Below are 19,004 nucleotides of genomic sequence, written 5' to 3'. Positions count from 1 at the left end.
GCCATTTTGCATGTGGCCAGTGTGATTGCATGCGCGACGCCTCTCGCCGCACAGGCCGATGAACACTATTTCGGAGCCGATGTTTCGGCGCGTCTTGGCTATTCCACCAATCCCTATTCCGCGAGCGGGCGCGATACGGACAGTGGCTCAGCCCAGCTAGAGGTTCGGCCTGTTTTCAGATTGGTAGGGGAACGGAGTGTTCTGACGCTGTCTGGTGTGGCAGCGCTTGAGCAATATCTCGATCACTACTCACGGATCGAAAATTACGAGGCGAAAGCGGACTATCGCTTGCGGCCATCCGAACGGCTCAGCACCCATCTGAACCTCGCTTATACCAGCGCTGTTATCGGCTCTTACCAGAGCGCTTTACTCCCCGGCAGCAGCGCGGTCGAAGGAGAGGACCCTTCGATCGTTCCAGGAACCGACATAGGCCTGTTTGGCACGCGCGCGCGTCGTCAATCGCTCAACCTGGGCGGCGACCTGTCTTTATCGTTGTCGGAGCGCGATCTGGTCAGCGGCAGCGTCTTTTTTCTCGATAGCTCCTATTCAGGGATATCGGGAATTGGAGATTATCAGGCTTATGGCGCAACCTTGTCCTATTCGCGCCGGCTGTCGCAAAATACTCAGGTCGGCGTTCAGTTAACCGACGCGCGCTACAATTATGCGATCGCCGGCAATGATTCGCACATCCTTTCCCCGCAAGCGACGATCTCGACGCAGTTTGATTCTCGTTGGACGGCCTCGGGAGCGATCGGCGCTTCCTTCATCGACCGGGAAGGCGCGGGCGAGACAATCACCTATTCCGGCAATTTGTCGCTCTGCCGCAAGGATGCGCGGGGAACGCTGTGCCTGACCGGACGACGCTCTGTCTTGCCAACCGGAACCCTCGGTACACAAATCGAAACCGGTGGCGGCGCAACCTATCGCTATCGCCTCAGCGAATATGGCACGCTCGGCTTCGCTGCGGACTATCGCACCACGAAAAACTCGCAAGCCAATGCTGCGAACGCCAATGAATATGTGCGAGGCAGCGTCAGTTACGAGCGCCAGATCCGGCAGCGGGTACGGCTTACAGCCAGCGCCTTCTATCGCGACGTTTTCGGTGGCGGACTTGCCAGGAAGGCCGACGCAGGCGGGCAGCTTGGCGTAGCCGTGCGCTTTGGAGATTTGAGATGAACGAACATCCGCTGCCCATGACAGAGGAGAAGGAAGAGTCTTCCGGCTTTCTCAGCAGTCTTCCGATCATCTTCTGGCAGCGTCGCTGGCTGATCATCATTCCCTTCGTCATCGCGAGCGTTCTCGCACTGGCAGCGGCCTTCCTTCTGCCGCGCTCCTATCAGGCAAAGGCTATTTTGCTCGTCGAATCGCAGGATCTGCCGATGGAAGCGGACGCGCCGCTCGGAGAGGTGATCGACCGTCGGATGGCGAAAATCCGGCAGCAGATTTTGAGCCGACCTGACCTTGTCGGGCTCATTCAGGCTAACAATCTGTACGATGCGGCCAGCCGCTCCCAGCCGTTGTCCGAGCTGGTCGAGAAAATGCGGGCCGCAACGGATATCCGTGCGGTCGATGCGGACATCGCTTCGGCCGGCCAGGGACGGAACAAAGGCTCGATCGCTTTCTCGCTTACCTTCGACTATCCTCAGGCAGCGCAAGCCCAGCTTGTCGCGCAGACCTTCGTCGATCGCCTGTTGAAGCTTGATGCCTCGGCAACGCAAGGGCAGGCTGAAACCAACGTGCATTTCCTGGAGGATCAGGAAAGCAGTCTTCAATCGCAGGTCAGCGCGCTGGAGACCCAGATCAACAGGATCACAGGGCAAAATGGCGCAGCACTGGCGAGCGCAGGCGGCCTAGGCATGCTCAGCCTGGGCGGCGGGGGTGACTATGAAGGTCAGATCGCACAGCTGAAGCGTCAAAATGCAGAACTGGCAGCGCAGACCGGATCGGCGGCAGTGGAGAGCGACGCTAACGTCGTCGCTGCGCAAGCGCAGCTTGCAGCGGCGCGCGCTCGCTATGCGGATAATCATCCGGATGTGCAATTGGCGGAAAGCCGCCTTTCCGCCGCCAAAACCGCAGCGGCTGCTGTTCAGGCGAATAGCGTCTCTGCAACAGTGCAGCGGCAGATCGCCGCAAACAACGCCGCCATCGGTCAGCTCAGTCAGGCCCGGTCCGTAGAGCGGGCGCGAGCCGCGACAATGGCTGCCGCGCAGGCTCGCGGTCCTGCGGTCGCACAGCAGGTCGCCCAGCTGCAGGCAAGGGCGGATGTGCTCAGGGCGAACCTGGCAAAGGTCTCGAGCGCCCTTCTCAATGCTCGCTCTGTCTCCAAATTGACAACCGAACAAAGAGGGGAGCGGCTGACCTTGGTCGATCCGCCGGTGACGCCGGATTCGCCTGACAAGCCGAACCGGCGCATGATCGTCCTGGGCGGCATCTTCGGCGGCCTGGCAGTTGGCCTGGTTCTCGCGCTGCTCGTCGAGTTGATTTTGCGTCCGATCAGGAGCGTCAAAACACTCACGTCTTTGGTCGGCGCGCCGCCGCTTGCCGTCGTTCCGGTCCTGTCGCAGCAAGGCAAGCCACGCCGGTTGCTGTTCTGGAAAAAGCAGCCCGTCTAAGAGCTTTTCGCAGTAGGAATTGCTAGTGTCTAAGTCGAACGCCTGGAACAATGAACCGGAGGAGCAGCCGCTCTCACCGGCTGAGATTTTCTCGCAGCAAGGAACGGCCCAACCGCTGGAACAGCTCGACTGGGATAAACGAGGGGTCTTCGGCTTCAACAGTCGTGACAGCCGCTCCCGGCCTTTCAATCTCCTTCGCGCTCAGGTTCTGAAAATCACGCAGGCGCGCAAGTGGAAGATCATTGGAGTGACATCAGCCACGCCGCGCGTGGGGAAATCCTTCATGGCTGCCAATCTGGCTGCCTCTCTCTCGCGTATTCCCGGCACTCACACCTTGCTGTTCGATCTGGATTTGCGCAGGGGGTCGATCGCCGAGACTTTCGACATCAAGGAGGGGCTCGGCATCAACAACTTTCTGGCTGGCGAGGTGACGAGTCTCGACGATGCTGCGCGCGAAGTGGTCGGTACTCGTCTGACCATCTTCCCCTCGTTCCGCAGTGAAGAGCCTTCCGCTGAATTGCTCGCGGGCGGCCGTTTCAAAACGCTGGTCAAAGCCATGCGCAGCCTGCCCGAAAATGTTATCTGCATCTGCGACCTGCCGCCTGCCTTCGCCAATGATGATGCTGCGATCATTCTCCGCGAGATCGATGCCTATCTGTTGGTAGTGGAGGAAGGGAAAACAACAGCTCGGCAGGTCAGCGATACGATCGACGTGCTGCACCCCGCTCCCTGCCTGGGTACGGTGCTCAATCGTTATCATGGAGGCGTTGCTGGCGATGATTACGGCTTTGGCTATGGAAGCTATGGCGACTATGCGGCTTATTATAGCTAATGTGATGGCAGGTTCTGTTGATTAGTCGACGGAAAGAAGAGTCGCCGCGTTCTAATCGAAGCAAATCTTGGCGAAGCCATACTACCCAGCTGGCTCCAAATCATCTCAAAGCCCGGGCGGGCCCGCAGACGATGTTGCCACCTTCCACTTTATTATTGCTCGGAGTTCCGACACCTGAATGAGCATAGCTCGCAGCTGCATCTTGTACACTCTTTGGTCGGCGGCAATCGAAAATATGCCGTTTTGCCTTACGGTATGACGCGCACAGAAAATTGGGCACGATTCGCCGTTGCGTGCGGCTGGGGCAGCAGCTTTCTCACCTGACGATCCTAGTCTGCTCTCGAGTGGGACGCCCGACGACCCGCGCCGGAACGCCAACCGCGAGAGCCCCTGGAGGAACATCGGATAGGACGACTGAATTCGCGCCCACCACACAGCCCTCCCCGAGCGTGACTGCGCCCATGATAACGGCCCCCGCGCCGACGGAAACGCCTGCTTCCAATGTGGGGGCCTGGTCAAGTTCAGTAAGCCGCCTGATGCCGAGAGTGCAATTTTGCCGAATGATGCAGTCGTCGCCGATCTGACTTGCACCATGCACGACAATCCCGCCCTGATGTTCGACGATGACCCGTCGCCCCAACAAGACAGTATAAGGTAACTCTATCCCGTAGACATTTCGGCAGTGCCTATAGCCCCAGCGGTAAAGAATGCTGAGCGGTGCACGCAGGATTTTGCTTCGCACCGTCATCCGCCAGACGCCGAAGCGGTGAACGGCAACGCTGCGAAAGCCGGGCTTTGTCCATTCGCGCCCGTGGGCCCGAAGATCCTCGGCGACTTGCGAGCAAAGGGCAGAAAAGGGGGCACTCATGTCGGCCTCTTATATTCAATCAGTCGGCTCGGACGCTTCAATTTGTGGCCGATCAAGCAACTCAGCGCGCCGCTGAATTCGGCAAATTTTCCAGCGCTGATCAGCACGGCATACAGAAGTGCGAAGCGCGAACTGCAGCCTGAATCACTTTTTTTTCGCGCTGCAATGCGGCCAGTCTGGATGGCATAGCTGACAACAAGCACACCCAAAATCGCGGCGCTGGCGGCAGGTCGCCACAGCCCGCTCAGAAGCCCAAGGGCTACGCCGCTCCCGGGCCAGATGAATCCCCAGAAAATTATGCTATTAAACTGTCGCCGCCATTGCGGCTCGGATAGTTCGCCGTGGCGAAGAACATGCTGGGCGTAGGCGAAACCACTCCTCTTCGCGCGGCGCCACCAGCTGCCGAAGGCAAGGATATCGGCATCGTGTAGCGTCATCTCCGCGTCGATTCGCCGAACGAACCACCCCAGACGGCGAAGTCTAAGACAAAGGTCTGGTTCCTCTCCCGCGATTAAATCCTCGCTATAGCCATTGGCCGATCGAAGCGCCGACACACGGAACAGCGCGTCGCCACCGCAGGATGCTACCACACCGACCGGCACGTTCCATTCGTCATCGCACATTTGGTTATATATGCTCTTCTCGGGAAAACGCTCGCGCCGCCGACCGAAGATGACAGCGGCGCCAGCTTCGGTGCGCATCGCTGTCGTGGCTTCCTCAAGCCAGTTCGCATCGATCTCGCAGTCGCCGTCAACGAACTGGATAAATTCGCTGCTGGGCTTACGTTCGACGATGTGAAGCCACCCGGCATTGCGCGCTCTCGCAGCGGTGAAGCCGACGTTCATATCAAGCGCAAGGACGTCTATGCCGAGCGAGCGAGCGAATGCAACACTGCTATCGGTCGATCCTGAATCCACATAGACCGCAGGTATTGCCTGGGGAATTGATCGCAGACAGCGCTTCAACCGATCGCCTTCGTTCCGACCGATGACGACAACAGCGATCGATGGCGTTTCCATTATCCTTTCATCCATGCAGGAGTGTGGCCCGGCCGATCGTTTGCTCCCGTAACGGCTGAAATGGCATCCTTTCGCTTCGCCCCGAGCCCGATTCGGAATAGCGCCGCGCGTTCCGCCTGTGAATTAGTTGCGCTTCGTTTGAACGAAAGCGCTGATATGAGGCGCGCGCAGAGATCTCCCATTAGCCAGGCAAGGTCGGCGACTAATGAGGTAAACCGGCCGCCGGTGAGCGCAAAATAGCGGTGCCGCGAGTGAAATAGATAGTCGGGCGGAGGGCGGCTATCTTTCCGCTGGCCGTCTACCACGCCGGTCGACGCGCCCGCCACATGTATCACACGACTCTCAGGGCAATGATAGGATTTCCAGCCATAGCGGGCGAAGCGGTGCATCAGTTCGACTTCCTCGAAATAGAGAAAGAACCCGGTATCGAATAATCCTGCATCCCGGAGGGCATGCGTTCGGATAAGCACGCTGGCACCCGTAACCCAATCAATGGGGCCTCTTTCACCGATGGGTATCAGGACGGGCTTGATGCCAAGCAAACGTCCTACACGATCGATCCCTAAGCCCCGTATGAACTCGCTCGCGATAGTGGGAAAGCGGAAGGATGAGCCCGATAGGCTCCCGTCCTCATTGATTAGCTGACTGCCAATTGCACCCGCATCCGACCGGCGTTTCATATCCTCTATTAGAGCAACAAGTGCGCCAGGATGGATCATGGCATCCGGATTTAGCAACATGATGGCCTCAGGCGGTGTTTCGCCAGTCAGCAAAGACAGGATCGCCTCGTTATTTCCCCAGCCAAACCCACCATTGAGAGAAAGAGGCTGAAAGCGGACCCAATCCGCAAGCGGTCCCTGGCCTATCGCAGTCGATAACATGGGGATTGATTCGTCTCCCGATGCGTTGTCTACCACGATCGCATTGAGCGACGGTATAGCGCTGCGTTCCCCGCTTAGCGCGTTAAGGCATGAGAGCACCATCTCAGGCGTGCGATAATTTACGATGACGACGGCAACGTGCATTTTATGCGGCCTTCTCGCGATACGAAGCAGTCCTCTCGCGAAATGATGAGGAGCGATGGAAGTGGCGCATTAGCGACGCCCCTCATGATGCCGTCGGATCAGCGCATAAAGTTGCTGGCCGTTGGAACGGGAGTCATGCAGTTCGATAACACGTTGCCGTCCGACCCGACCCATGCCGCTCAGCGCATCGGGTCGCGCGCTGATCACCGTGTCCATCGCGTGAACGAGAGATTCGATACATCCTGCAGGAATGAGCCATCCGCATTCTTCATCGACCAGTTCGGGTGTACCAGCGATGGCTGTTACGATGACAGGACGCTGTAGCGCCAGCGCCTCCATAATGACCACCGGCAGGCCTTCGGCGAAACTTGGCAGCACCATGGCTCTGGAGGCCAGCAGGTTGTCGGAAACCTTATCCGAACTCGCCCATCCTGTAATTTCAACCACATCTTGCAATTCGAACCGTCGGATCATCTCCTCAATTTCAGCTCTTAACTCGCCGTCACCGACGAGCGTCAACCGGAAGCTCCTCCCGGCGCGCATTAATCGGGCAGCCGCTTCTATCAATAGGGGAATGCCCTTTTGCCCACTCAGGCGAGCGACTGCGCAAAGCCGGGGAGCATCGGGAATAGCCGGCAGCGGTTCCTGGCTGAGATAGCGTTCATCGACCCCACAGCGCACAATCTCTATTTTGGACCAATCGGCAACAACGCTCCAGCGCATTAATTGACTACGCCCATAGCTGCTTATCGCCACGCAGAATGCAGAGTCGGATATTTTCCCGCGCAAGTCTAATGTGCCGGGCGCGTCAAACTCATCCGGGCCATGTACGGTAAAACTGTAGGGAATTCCGGACAACCTACTGGCGATCCGAGCCACCATCGCGGGATTGGTCCCGAAATGGGCGTGGAGATGGTCGATGCCAAGAGCGCGCATCCGCCTCGCTAGCGCGGCGGCTTCGGCGAAATAGGCAGCGCATCGAGCCAGCCCGAGGATGCTCCGGTCGGCCTGACGAAAAGCGATCTGCAGCGCCTTAAGGCTTGTCCGAGGCATATTTACCATCGTTCGCAGCACTTCCATGATCATCCGAGGAGCGCCAGCGAGGAGCACCACGGTCTTGTTCAGTTCAGCGCGGTCCAGACCCTCTGGCAGCTGCGCGGGATCGGCCGCGCGCACGGAGAAGCGGTGCACTATTGCGCCTGCCGCCTCAACTGCCACGATTTCCCGGCGGATGAAGCTGTGGCTCACCGCAGGATAAAGATTGGTCAAATAGGCGACTCGCACCGGTTCGGCCCCCGAATATAGTGTTCACCCTCCGCCTAAGGCGTTTGTCCATCTTTGCAAGGAGGGGCTGATTTCATTAATTATCTTTTCAATGGCGAAGTGCGCGCTCGTCCCTTAAGCGACATTAGATAGAGATTACTTCACCCCTCTCGCTTACGCGGTGGCAGTGGTCGTGATGCCCCTCATAGCGGCATCATCTATCCTTAAGTTGATGGCGATGTGTAAAGGGAATTTGCGGGCAAGTTGGCCGTGGGGACATTTTTAGGAAGGTCCGAAGTATGCGACAAGATCGCCGTTCACTGATCATTGGCTCAGCATCGGGCGCGGGACTGTTGACTCTGGGGATGGCGGGACTCGGCGCGCAGATATTGAAGCATGGAGACCTTGAGCCGGTCCCTCTTGGAAGCGCCTTTCCCAAACTGCCGATCGGTGTGAATCTCAGTGGCATTGCCGATTGGGAACCGGGCTTCCCCTTTAGAAACCTGTTCTGGGGCGCGCGTCCCTGGTTGACCCGTAATCTCACCGGATTAGGGCCGCATGACACCAAGGCTCAAGATGCTTTCGAATTCGATGAGAACGGCTACCCCCTTCAGGTCCCCGTAGCTGCACCAGGACAGACCGAACCTCAGACGGTCTTCACTTACGTGCCGAATCGCCGAAAGCCCGGCATCTACATCTTGCTGTATGACGGGGAGGGTGAGATCGACGGGCTAGCATCGACTAAGATCATCTCGCGCAAGCCTGGACGAGTGAAACTTCGCATGTCACACGCGCCTGATCAGCTTGAAGCCATCCTGATCAAGCGCTCGAAGCTCGGCAACCATGTGCGGAACATTCGGCTCGTTGCAGAGGCCGACGAAAATGTCGACCTTATGCAAGCACCCTTCCTCCCCGAATTTCTGGATTTTTGTCGGCCATTCCATTGCCTGCGTTTCATGGACTGGGCTCAGACGAATAACTCTACAGAAGAGCATTGGGACAGCCGGAAGCAGCCGAGTTTTTACACGATGGTGGGATTGCCGGGAGATCCCGAGGCGACCTTCGGCCCTGCTCCGACACCTTTCGAGATGAAATTCTCGGGTGGCGTGGCGATCGAAATCATGATCCAACTCTGCAACGAGCTGAAGCTCGATGCGTGGTTCTGCGTCCCGCACCGAGCTACCGATGAGTATATCGAGCAATTCGCTAAGTTGGCGCGAAAAACGCTTAATCCCGGGCTGAAGGTTTATCTCGAATATTCGAATGAGGTTTGGAACTGGATGTTTGTTCAGGCTGGGTGGATGCTTCGTTCGCCGCTGGCAGGGGCTTTGGTAGAAGCGAAGGGCGGGAAGGCTTGGAAGGACGGCAGCAAAAAGGAAGGTAGTAACCATCCAGAGCGTATTGGGGCGCTGTTTCGTCGAACATATGCCATCTGGGAACGCGAATGGGCAGGTAATGATCGGAAGAGGCTTGTTCGTGTCTGCGCCGTCCAGGCCGCGTGGTTCGATGCATCACTTCGGACTATAAATTGGTGTATCGACAATGGCGGTGCCGATGCAGTCTCACCATCCGCCTATATCGGTCCTAACGAAGAAATTTATACTAAGTGGTCGAGGCTAGGGTCCAATCTGACGCCAAGCACGGTTATTGACGATTTAGAGAATAGATTGATATCTCTGCGTCGGAACAGTAGCTACACGCAAGTGGTCGAGTATGGAAGGCAACATGGCCTTGGATATGTGGCTTACGAAGGCGGTCAGCATATTCAACCGGAAAGGCAAGCAGAGCTTCCGTATAACGCGGCGCTTGCAGCCGCCCAAAGCCATCCACGGATGTATGACCTTTATGTCGAACTCCTTCGTCTCAATCGAGACGCCGGGTGCAGCCTGTTCGCGCATTTCAGTAGCGTCGGGCGCCAGGGAACGCGCTGGGGGAGTTGGGGCGCGAAGGAGACCTATGACACTCCGAATTCTATAAGTCCGAAAATGCGGGCTCTAATCGACTGCAATAGTGCGCGCGCATAACTTCTGCGCATTCGAGGGGCATTCTCATTCCAAACCTGTTTGCATATTTCGCGCTAATCCTTTGGCCGATTATCACGCTGCTGCTGTTCGCGAATCTTCGTCCATATCGAGCGCTCGTGTGGTCGGTGCTGGGCGCGTATCTCTTTCTTCCCGTCAGAACTTCTTTCGATTTTCCACTTATCCCATCGCTGGACAAGATCAGCATACCCAATTTAGCGATCCTCGCCTGCTGCATTATCTTCGTGCGCGAGAAATGGCTCGGGATCGTGCATGACCGATTTATTACCGTGTTTGCCGCAATCTTCATCCTGTCCCCGCTAGGGACCGCGACGTTTAATTCGGAGCCTCTCGTCTACGCCTCCCGGTTCATCCCCTCTATGACATTCTACGACGCCGCTGCGCAGGCGGCGCTAAACGCCATCACGTTGATCCCCTTCGTTGTGGGATACGGCCTTATCAATAGCGATGAGCGGCGGCGGTGGCTGCTCTTTTCCTTTATGGTCCTCGCGATATTTTATTCGGTGCTGATGCTGATCGAGATCAGGTTGAGTCCCCAACTTCACCGTTTGATCTATGGATTCTTCCCGCACAGCTTTGCACAGCAGATGCGCGCCGGCGGGTTTCGGCCCGTCGTGTTTTTGGGTCATGGTCTTCTTGTCGCTATTTTCTGCGCAATGGCCGTCGCTGCATCAGTGGCGACGTGGCGCTCATCCCGCGGCAAACTGCGCCGGAAAGCGGGATATATGGCGACTTACCTGTGGTTCCTCCTACTTTTATGCAAATCACTTGGTGCCACGCTGCTCGCCTCTCTTTTTGTCCCGCTGGTTGCGCTGTTGCGGCCACGGTTTCTGATGATCGTCTGCGGCTTAATGTCGGCTCTGATACTAATTTATCCAACGGTCCGCGCGTCGGGCATCACACCGACCTCTGCCATTTTGCAGGCAACCCAAGCGCTCAGCACCGATCGCGCTGGTTCGTTCGAATTTAGAATGGTGAATGAGGAGCAGTTGCTGCGACGCACGGCCTTAAAGCCGATCTTCGGCTGGGGCGGATGGGGCAGGAATCGCATTTATTCGGAGGTGGACGGCCGCGATCTCAGCGTGACTGACGGCACGTGGATTATCGTCTTCGGAACATGGGGATGGGTGGGATATCTTTCGATGTTCGGGTTGTTATGTGCTGGATCAACACGGCTTCTATGGCGGAAACGGAGTTTGAGAACCGCTTCAGTGTCTTCCGCCTCGCTCTGCGCGCTGCTTGTCATCAATCTCTTGGACAGCATACCAAACTCCTCAGTAAGCTCAGCGACCTGGTTGATCGCCGGAGCAGTCTTCGCCATCGGTCGAAGTCCCCCGCACAGAGCTCACCAAGCCGAGTTCGGCTCCTCGTCCTCTGGACAACTATCAACGGTAAGCGGATAACTTTTTATGCGTATAACATTTGTTTTGCCTGCCCTCGACATGGGAGGCGGCGTCCGCGTGGTAGCTCAATATGCCGAGGGTCTGCGTAAAAAGGGGCACGATGTGCTGGTCGTTTCGCGCAGGCCACAGCCTTATGACTTGCGAGGAAAGCTTCGGAATTTGTTCAAGCGAGAGGTTTCGTCTCGTCATCACCACTTCCAAGGTACCGGGGTGGCCGTGAAGATCCTAAATAAATTCCGGCCTGTTCAATTGTCCGATGTTCCGTTAGCGGACGTCATTATCGCGACATGGTGGGAGACAGCTGAATGGATCGCCAACTTCCCGGCCGACCGTGGCAAGAAGTTCTACTTTGTTCAGGACTACGAAATTTGGAATGGACATAAGGCCCGTGTCGATACCACATTGCGTCTCCCCATGCAGAAGATTACCATTTCGGAGTGGTTAAGAGCGATTCTAGTAAACCGCTTGGGCGCCGATGAGCCCACGGTAGTAGCGAACGGTGTCGATCCAAAGCTATTCTTCGCAGGCGATCGTGAAATGCCTCACGAGCCGACAATCGGCTTTGTGTATGCCACGCATCCTCGCAAGGGAATCGATCTAGCAGTTGAGGCGATTGTCAACGCAAAGAAAATTGTTCCTGAGCTTCGCTGCATCGCATTTGGGCACAGCAACCCAGTCCGTTCATTGTCGCTTCCCGATTTTGTCGAGTACCAAAAGGCGCCGCCACAAACCCACCTAAGGGAGATATATAGTCGCTGCGTGGCATGGGTATTTCCAAGTCGCGAGGAGGGTTTCGGACTTCCGATTCTCGAGGCGATGGCCTGCGGAACTCCGGTCATAGCAGCCCCGGCTGGAGCCGCACCAGAAATTCTCGCGAGCGGTGGAGGGGTTCTACTGGAATCTCACCAAACGGAAGAAATGACGCGGAATATTGTAAGATTCGCTCGCATGGACAGTGGTGAGTGGAAGAGCTACTCTTCAGAAGCAAAGAAGGTAGCGAAGAAAAACTCTATCGAAATAGCTATACGTCGATTTGAAGAAGCGCTTAGCGTGGATATCATAAACTAAATAGCTTTTTAATTGCATGTTTTTGCTTTGACCTGTAAATTTCCAGCATATCGTAATTTTGATTCATGAGTACATGTGGAATCGTTCTCATCAAATCCCCTCTTGATAAACCAAGTGCCTCGAAACGATACCCGTAAACGTTAGTGGTTTGCTTCAGAGGAAGATTTTCAGGGATCTTTGCATAATCCCATCCGATAGTCTGCATGAACCCTAAGAGTTTAGGGTGGTATACAAGGCTTAAGAAGGGTGTTCTTTGTGCATAACTGATTACACAGCCATGTAACCTCATTGAGATCGTTATCGCTGCGTGCGAAACGACCTTAGCTATATCCTCGCCGGTAATGCCTCGATACGAATTGATTGTGCCGAAATTGAAAATTTCGATTTTTTTGTTTTTGGATTTTACTGCATCATAAATTCTTCGGCATATTTTTAGGTCATCTCCGACTAAAAAAGACATAGGTAAAAGGACAATAGGCAAGCTCAAACATTCTGAAATATAAATGAGCTCTTCTGAAATCCAGCTTATAAAACTGTCATCTCTCCAGTTGTCGCTGGGTATAAATGTGAAGTATTCCGATGGCAAATTATCAAGGTTGAGTTCCGAACTGCTTCCCTCGCACCACAGGCCTAGATCGCCAATCACATCTTGATCAACCCAAGGCGCGAGAGACTTAAGGGTTTGCGAAGACAAAACATCTCTGACGTACACCTTACGAAATTTGCTCATATCCTTAATAAGTTTCAGGCGTGCCTTTACCCCGAATCTTACCCCTGGCTCTACGGAAATCGCGAATGGCAGAATTTCAAAGTTTTCCTGATCCCGCTTCGACATCGCTCGTCTAAGGCAAGACATTTCATGATTTTCAACGATGCCTCCCCCACACAAAAGAAGTGTACGCGTTAAGTTTGAATTTAAATACTCATTATATTCCAGTACATTTGAGGTTGTTAACCCATCGTAACGGCTAAATGCGCGGGTTATTACCGACTGTCCAAGAGAACTAAACAAATTCTTCACACATGTTGGGATGATCTCGTCGCCGAGGTTTCCAAATCCGAATGAACCAAAGACATCTATATTCATCTTACTATCTCTTTGAAAAACCGGTCGTATGTGGCAATTAAATTGCCTGCAATTCAACCTGCCAAATCCAGAGCGCCAGCAGCGCAGATCCCCATCCTACACCGAGTGTGGCAGCGTCAACGACAGGATCCCACGCTTTGTACCTGCATGCCACAACCGCCCGAAAGGGATAGGCCAAAAGCATGGTTACACCCACAGCAATGATGGCTCCAAACATGCCGAGGAGTGAAATTAGCAAGAAGGAGACGAAAACCTGCAGGGCCGCTTGGATTGAAATCAGGTGAAAATGCTGTTTGGAATTGCCGGACGCGAGATAGGAGCCATCATAGTTCGAAGCAGCGATTTGGGTCGTCGCCGTGAATCCGAACAATGCAAGGATCGGGCCAGCCTTGTGATAACGTTGGTCGTAAAGGAACTCGACCATCGGTACCGAAACAAGCGACAACAGCCCACTAAGCGCTGCCGTAGAAAGCAGAACCAAACGACGAGCTAAAAGGACTTTGGAGCGATTTTCGACACTCTGTGCTGGTGGGAACTTGCTGAACAATGGAAAGACGATCTGCGAACCGGCAGCTCGGGCTAAGTCCACAGGGACGCTTGCAAAAATAAAACCGACCATGAAAATTCCTAGATTCGTCAGTGAGACATAGCCGGCTAGGATTGCCCTATCGCTCTGGTTGATGAGGAAACCCGCAATGGAGCTGAGAAAGATGTATTTTCCGAAATGGATCATATCCCACGCCAGCTCGTAGTCCCAGTGCCAGCGATTGGGCGGCCCTTTCAGCGTAAGATGCTGCGTCATCACCTTCAGTAAGGCGCCGACGAGCGCACCAGTCACGAGTGACCAAACACTTCCAGTCATCCACGCCAAAACAGCCGTCACCACCAGCGTCACGATCTGGCTACCCAGATCGGTGATGACCTGCACCCCGATCTGAAGATTGCGATTGGCCAGGGCGAGCTTAGTTGTTGTAAATCCCTGAATTACTGCCGTCAGTCCTGCAACGGGCAGCAGTTGAGCGAGTTGCGGCTCAGCGTAGACGAGTGCCGCCGGATAGGCGAGTGCGCAGGCACAAAGCCATAGTATCACACCGCGCACGATTTGCAGGCTCCAGGCGGTGTTGAGGAAATCCGGTTCCTCGCCGCGCTTGTTCTGGATAATGGATAGGTTGAGGCCGAGGTCGGAGAACATCACTAGCCCGGTTAGGAAAACATAAACCAGCGACATGAGTCCGAACGCTTCAGGGAAAAGGAGGCGCGCGAGGATCAGGTTGGATATTAGGCGCAGCGCATTCGTACTGCCAAAGCCGAAGACCAGTATGGCCGAACTTCTCAAGGCGCGCGCGCGGATTCCGTCGTCGTTCAGAAGACCTTTTAAAGCATATTGCATGGCTGGCTCCCTACATGGTCGTCCAAACGAGACCAGATGGGACTAGAAAGAGCCTGTAATGAGACACAAAGATGGTACGTACTCCGACTCAATGCAGCGGGTGAAGAGGGGCTGGGCTGGGCATTAAGACTGTCTTTAAGCTGCATCCGACAACATTTGGTGAAATTTGATACGGCTCACTACAAGGAGTTACATGGCGAACCTGACCAACGGCGTAGAGCATCGCGCTTCTACGTCAACGATGTCTCGTAAGCAGGAGCAGTATATTGGGCCCGTCCACTAAGTAACGCCGCCACAGCCGCCGTGGATTTGATGAAAGGCGGTGGAGCCACTCCAGGCTTGCCTTCTGCATCCACAAGGGCGCACGAATTTGGTTGCCAGTAAGGAAGTCAACCGACGCCCCGGCGCAAATCGCAACTCCGGAGCCCTTTCGAATTTCTGCCAAATCGGTGGCAAATTGTTCCTGCTTGGGAGACCCCAGGCATATCAGCAAAATATCCCATTCAGCTTCCGCCGCTTCCTTCAAGCAGACTCCCCATCCAAAATCCCCAGGGTTCATGAAAGGTGGAGACAGGATGAGGCTGATTTGGGCTTTCGGAAACCGTTCGATCAAAAGATGCCAATCCGGCATGCTGGGGCCTATCACACTGATCTTCAGGCTGCTGTTTCGCTTTAGCAGGTCGGCAACCATGTCAGACCCCGGATAGCAATCGAGATCAACACCCTGGGTCTTAGCGAGCAGTTGCAAGATCCTGCTGTCGCAGATCTGCATCGCTGCCTGCTGGTAAAGGTCTTTCACGTCCTCGTTCTTGGCCGCGCGCGTCACAAAATCGACGTTTGGCGTTATGACAAAGCTATAAGGCTGGCGTGACCGGTTGATCACCTGGGCCATGAGTTCGGAGCGAGAACCACGCGCGAACTGAAATCCTAGAAATGATATGGAATTTATCATTCAACGGTGCCTTCCTCACGTGCAGTCCGCACCCATTCGCGCTGAGGTGCTCGGATCAACCGCCTATAAAAGGCGATCTTCTTGAGCACGCTGAGCGGCAGCGCGAGAAGATCTGCGCCTCTTAGGATTGGGCGGCCGTGCCAAGCCCAGCCGAGCAGAACCGCCGAAAAGAATATCACGATCTGCGCTAGGCCGATCGCAGCGAGAACAATGGTGCCGCCTGCTAGAAGGTAGATGAGGCTCAGCGAGAGGGATGCGAAAAGGATCAGCCCGAGCAAACTGAGCGGTGGAACGGCTATATCCAGTCCCAGGGCAAACAGGCGCCAATCGCGCTTTTTGATCCCGCCCACAATCAGACGCGGAATGAACCGGCGCATGATCGATAGAAATCCCTGCTCCCAGCGCTGTCTTTGTCCGGCGGCAACCTGCTCGTTTGCCGGCAATGGGCTGGTTATCTCAGCTTGTGCACAAAAACTTGCGGGATATCCTTCGAGCGCTAAGTCGATGGCGAGAAGCAGATCTTCTACGATCTCGCTGGATCCAATCTTGACGCGTTCGAGCGGCTCCCTGGGAAAAGCCATGCCACTGCCGGTCAGCACACACGGCATTCCGAGGCGGGAACAACCCAGAAGGCGCGCATGATTTTTGATCTGTAAAGCAAAGGCGCTGAAACGCATGGACCGAGATGCGTCCATCGCCGCCGTCAGAGTATAGGCACCTTGCACCGGCTTGCCTGTCGTGGCGACTTGGGATGCAAGTGTTTCGAGCCCACCTTTGCTAACCCGACAGTCGGCATCCACGACGATAATGACAGGATGTTTCCATTTGGCTGCATGGTTGAGGCCGTGGGCGAGGGCGTAGCCTTTTCCGCGCTTTTCCGGCTCGTCGCGCCTGGTGACTTCCGCGCCGCATCTCATTGCGATTGATGCTGTATCATCCTGGCAATTGTCGGCAATGACCAGGAGACGATCATTCTCGCGCAATTGCGGGATCAGGGACGCCAGTGTTTGAGCGATCACAGAAGATTCATTGTGGGCCGGCACAAGGACAGTGAAAGGCGGCGCCATCTCAGTCGAACGATCCTGAACAAGCTTGCGCGAACTCAGGATTTCGAGCGCGAAGGTGAGCACTGCGGGCGCCGTCAACAGACTGAACAGAACCAATATCCAGAACAATGCTTCGGTCCTCTCGGCAGCGCCGCGAAATTGCTCAGAGAGCGCAGCTCGGGCAGCGCCGGTGATGAGTTTGATTAACAGAAGCTTCAGCGCTAATTGCGCGGGCGAAGCGAGGATATCCCCATCAGCGAAAGGATCGCGAGATAGGCCGGTAGCCAAAAGATCGTGAGCGCTCGATCCATCATCGTCACCTCGACCACAGGCCGCGACCGCGATTGAAGGTGCCAGAACCACGGAATACCCGCAGTCCAAATTGCGCCGGTCATAATCAGAAGTAAGTTCAGCATGTGTGTTTCCGCTCAAAGCGATTGGATTGGCTAAAATGCGTTGTCGTGGACGATGACTTTAAATGTCCGCAGGAGAATGAGTATTTCTCGTGTCAGGGACCACTCTTTCAGATATTCAAGATCAGCCCCGAGGCGCTGTTCGAGATCAGCTGTTTTTTCGGTAGCGCCGCGATAGCCACGGATCTGCGCCAGACCTGTAATCCCCGGCTTAAGGGCGTGTCGGCACCAATAATGTTCATTGATCTGCCAGAAGAGCTTGGTCTCAGCCGTTGAACCCAGCGCATGCGGGCGGGGACCAACGATGCTCATGTGCCCGAGCAAAACATTGAAGAGCTGCGGCAGCTCATCGATGCTCGTCGCCCGGATGATGCGGCCGACACGCGTGATCCTCGGGTCATCGCGAGACGCCGAGGTTTGGCCCGCATGATCGCTAGCCTCTACGTGCATGCTGCGGAATTTCGCGATCCTGAAAAGGCGATTGCCAAGTCCTACGCGATCCTGAAGGAAGAGGACCGGTCCTCGGCTGTCCAGCTTGATGGCGATCGCCACCAGAGCCATGAGAGGTGCAAGGAGAACAATCGCGGGCAGGGTGAGCGCGAGATCGAACAGGCGCTTTTTCACCCTGTTCGACATATTGAGCGCGCCTTTTGACACGACATGCGTCTCGTGCCCCGCGAAATCTCCGATGCCGATCGCGCCGCAGCTTGCCGATTCCGGTACGATGATCTCACCCTGGATGCTGGCTCCCCGCAGCAGAATGGACCAGGCATGCCGCCGCTCAGGAGGGCAGGCGATCATCACGCGGTCAAAATTCTTCAGCCAGCTCCCGAGGCGATGCAACATCCAGGGGTCGTTGAGGTCGGGACGGATGTCGTGGCTTTGCGCATCGACGACCACCAGCGTGTCCTCGCCCGGGTAGCTCTCGAGGCGCATTCCGTCCTCGATCAGCAATTCCGCAGTCAATTTGCCGCCGGCGCGCTTTACGGCATAGCGGCTGAAGGGATGTCTTGCTGCGGCCAGCAGAACGGCGCTCAGAAGAATGCCGCAGGCGAACAGAAGGCGAGAAACCGATGCACTGACATGCGCGAAATAGAGCACGCATTGGACAGCAAGCATGGTGAAGAGCAGGAGAAATGCTGCTTGAGCAGCAGATTGGGCTGGTTGCTTCAGCGCCTGCAGCGAATAGGCATTACCATTGATCGCGACGCCGACATAGATAGGCACGACCATGGCGCCAAGATTGACACCCTCGACACTCAGCCATGAGGACGCGCTCAGCCAACCTACACTCCCAAAGGCCAAGCCCACCAGCAGACAGTCGAGTAAAAGGAGCTGGAGATAGAGTCTGACCCGCAAATTATATTTGCTTTCGAAGGCACCTGCCAGTGAATCGGCAGAAGCCTCACGAAAATCGCTGATCAGATTCACTGAAACTACCCCCACGCAAGAACGTGATACAAATCTGTGTTCTTTGCAGCGACCCCTTTGCTTCGGAATGACTAAAACTTTGGTTTACCGCAAGGCATTTTGTGCCGTGCAGCACGATTCATTTTTTATGAACTGTGCAAAATCGGGACACCGTTGAAAAATAACGATAATTCTGGAATCTTGCTGACCAGTTGAAGCGCAGGATCTCCGAAGGCGGGCTATATCGTTGGTTATAGATTTACTTGTCCATCCAACAGAAGACCGGCTGCAGCGTCAGATTTTCTGGTTAACGCACTCGGGAATCGCAGGCGGCCGCATCTCCGATTCTTGCAGCCGCAATTTCTTCCGGACAACGTATTTAATCTACAGCAAGAACTTGCATCAACTTGCCGCTAATCGGCTATGAAGATGATTAGCGCAGCGATGAGAAGCCAGAGGGCCAATGACAAGCTTGCGGCAAGAAGAAGGCCACGGACCGAGCGTGGCGGAACCGCATCTATCACGACACCCTCCATCTGCCCGGTTGCTCCGTCCGGTGCAGCTTCTTTTAGCA

At 55.4% G+C, this 19,004-nt stretch carries 15 protein-coding genes; 6 read left to right on the top strand and 9 right to left on the bottom strand.

Translation table 11 applies throughout. The features are described 5' to 3' along the window. Positions 1-12 precede the first annotated feature (12 nt). Genes ACZ5Y5_RS08790 through ACZ5Y5_RS08780 form a run of 3 tightly spaced genes read left to right on the top strand, consistent with a single transcriptional unit; the run spans position 13 to position 3,444 of the window. Positions 13-1,176, top strand: coding sequence for a transporter (locus ACZ5Y5_RS08790; RefSeq protein WP_464808270.1), 1,164 nt, complete (start codon positions 13-15; stop codon positions 1,174-1,176). Then, a complete protein-coding gene (locus ACZ5Y5_RS08785; RefSeq protein WP_464808269.1) occupies positions 1,173-2,612 on the top strand; it encodes a Wzz/FepE/Etk N-terminal domain-containing protein in 1,440 nt (479 codons plus the stop codon). The genes ACZ5Y5_RS08790 and ACZ5Y5_RS08785 overlap by 4 nt, the downstream gene beginning before the upstream one ends. A gap of 25 nt (positions 2,613-2,637) precedes the next feature. Continuing rightward, positions 2,638-3,444, top strand: a complete 807-nt coding sequence (locus tag ACZ5Y5_RS08780) for a CpsD/CapB family tyrosine-protein kinase (protein ID WP_464808268.1) — start codon at positions 2,638-2,640, stop codon at positions 3,442-3,444. Between the two features lie 316 nt (positions 3,445-3,760). Here the strand turns inward: ACZ5Y5_RS08780 and ACZ5Y5_RS08775 are convergent, their stop codons facing one another. The 4 genes from ACZ5Y5_RS08775 to ACZ5Y5_RS08760 form a co-directional block, all read right to left on the bottom strand. After that, on the bottom strand, positions 3,761-4,192 hold the full coding sequence (locus ACZ5Y5_RS08775; RefSeq protein WP_464810507.1) for a serine O-acetyltransferase: 432 nt from the start codon (positions 4,190-4,192) through the stop codon (positions 3,761-3,763). Between the two features lie 116 nt (positions 4,193-4,308). Beyond that, positions 4,309-5,346, bottom strand: a complete 1,038-nt coding sequence (locus tag ACZ5Y5_RS08770; protein ID WP_464808267.1) for a glycosyltransferase family 2 protein — start codon at positions 5,344-5,346, stop codon at positions 4,309-4,311. Beyond that, positions 5,331-6,356 carry a glycosyltransferase gene (locus tag ACZ5Y5_RS08765; protein ID WP_464808266.1) on the bottom strand — a complete coding sequence of 342 codons (1,026 nt, stop codon included), beginning with the start codon at positions 6,354-6,356 and terminating at the stop codon, positions 5,331-5,333. Before ACZ5Y5_RS08765 ends, ACZ5Y5_RS08770 begins: the two co-directional genes overlap by 16 nt. Positions 6,357-6,425: 69 nt before the next feature. Then, the gene (locus ACZ5Y5_RS08760) at positions 6,426-7,604 is read right to left on the bottom strand and encodes a glycosyltransferase (RefSeq protein ID WP_464808265.1); all 1,179 of its coding nucleotides are present in this window, start codon (positions 7,602-7,604) and stop codon (positions 6,426-6,428) included. 314 nt (positions 7,605-7,918) lie between these two features. On the opposite strand from ACZ5Y5_RS08760, the gene ACZ5Y5_RS08755 reads away from it, so the two are divergent. From ACZ5Y5_RS08755 to ACZ5Y5_RS08745, 3 genes are all read left to right on the top strand, one after another. Further along, a complete protein-coding gene (locus ACZ5Y5_RS08755) occupies positions 7,919-9,643 on the top strand; it encodes a hypothetical protein (RefSeq protein ID WP_464808264.1) in 1,725 nt (574 codons plus the stop codon). Between the two features lie 116 nt (positions 9,644-9,759). Further along, positions 9,760-11,064, top strand: coding sequence for a hypothetical protein (locus ACZ5Y5_RS08750; protein ID WP_464808263.1), 1,305 nt, complete (start codon positions 9,760-9,762; stop codon positions 11,062-11,064). Positions 11,065-11,070: 6 nt separating this feature from the next. Next, positions 11,071-12,132: a glycosyltransferase family 4 protein gene (locus ACZ5Y5_RS08745; RefSeq protein WP_464808262.1), complete on the top strand. Its 1,062-nt coding sequence runs from the start codon at positions 11,071-11,073 to the stop codon at positions 12,130-12,132. On the opposite strand, the gene ACZ5Y5_RS08740 is transcribed toward ACZ5Y5_RS08745, so the two are convergent. The 5 genes from ACZ5Y5_RS08740 to ACZ5Y5_RS08720 form a co-directional block, all read right to left on the bottom strand. Further along, complete coding sequence (locus ACZ5Y5_RS08740) at positions 12,122-13,219, bottom strand: polysaccharide pyruvyl transferase family protein (protein WP_464808261.1); 1,098 nt, start codon at positions 13,217-13,219, stop codon at positions 12,122-12,124. The two genes, ACZ5Y5_RS08745 and ACZ5Y5_RS08740, sit on opposite strands and share 11 nt — an antisense overlap. Before the next feature lie 37 nt (positions 13,220-13,256). Then, a complete protein-coding gene (locus ACZ5Y5_RS08735; protein WP_464808260.1) occupies positions 13,257-14,609 on the bottom strand; it encodes an oligosaccharide flippase family protein in 1,353 nt (450 codons plus the stop codon). 235 nt (positions 14,610-14,844) lie between these two features. After that, on the bottom strand, positions 14,845-15,501 hold the full coding sequence (locus tag ACZ5Y5_RS08730; RefSeq protein WP_464808259.1) for a WecB/TagA/CpsF family glycosyltransferase: 657 nt from the start codon (positions 15,499-15,501) through the stop codon (positions 14,845-14,847). 56 nt (positions 15,502-15,557) lie between these two features. Next, the gene (locus ACZ5Y5_RS08725) at positions 15,558-17,039 is read right to left on the bottom strand and encodes a glycosyltransferase family 2 protein (RefSeq protein WP_464808258.1); all 1,482 of its coding nucleotides are present in this window, start codon (positions 17,037-17,039) and stop codon (positions 15,558-15,560) included. 14 nt (positions 17,040-17,053) lie between these two features. Continuing rightward, positions 17,054-18,451, bottom strand: a complete 1,398-nt coding sequence (locus ACZ5Y5_RS08720; protein ID WP_464808257.1) for a sugar transferase — start codon at positions 18,449-18,451, stop codon at positions 17,054-17,056. Positions 18,452-19,004 lie beyond the last annotated feature (553 nt).

It is taken from the genome of Sphingobium sp. TomTYG65 (genome assembly GCF_055395525.1).
This window is presented reverse-complemented; position numbering and strand designations above follow the sequence as displayed.

Bases quoted from the DNA above. Each gene is read 5' to 3' on its own strand.
- ACZ5Y5_RS08735 (WP_464808260.1), bottom strand. From the start codon at position 14,609: ATGCAATATGCTTTAAAAGGTCTTCTGAACGACGACGGAATCCGCGCG.
- ACZ5Y5_RS08740 (WP_464808261.1), bottom strand. From the start codon at position 13,219: ATGAATATAGATGTCTTTGGTTCATTCGGATTTGGAAACCTCGGCGAC.
- ACZ5Y5_RS08730 (WP_464808259.1), bottom strand. From the start codon at position 15,501: ATGGCCCAGGTGATCAACCGGTCACGCCAGCCTTATAGCTTTGTCATA.
- ACZ5Y5_RS08745 (WP_464808262.1), top strand. From the start codon at position 11,071: ATGCGTATAACATTTGTTTTGCCTGCCCTCGACATGGGAGGCGGCGTC.
- ACZ5Y5_RS08770 (WP_464808267.1), bottom strand. From the start codon at position 5,346: ATGGATGAAAGGATAATGGAAACGCCATCGATCGCTGTTGTCGTCATC.
- ACZ5Y5_RS08775 (WP_464810507.1), bottom strand. From the start codon at position 4,192: ATGACGGTGCGAAGCAAAATCCTGCGTGCACCGCTCAGCATTCTTTAC.
- ACZ5Y5_RS08785 (WP_464808269.1), top strand. From the start codon at position 1,173: ATGAACGAACATCCGCTGCCCATGACAGAGGAGAAGGAAGAGTCTTCC.
- ACZ5Y5_RS08765 (WP_464808266.1), bottom strand. From the start codon at position 6,356: ATGCACGTTGCCGTCGTCATCGTAAATTATCGCACGCCTGAGATGGTG.
- ACZ5Y5_RS08755 (WP_464808264.1), top strand. From the start codon at position 7,919: ATGCGACAAGATCGCCGTTCACTGATCATTGGCTCAGCATCGGGCGCG.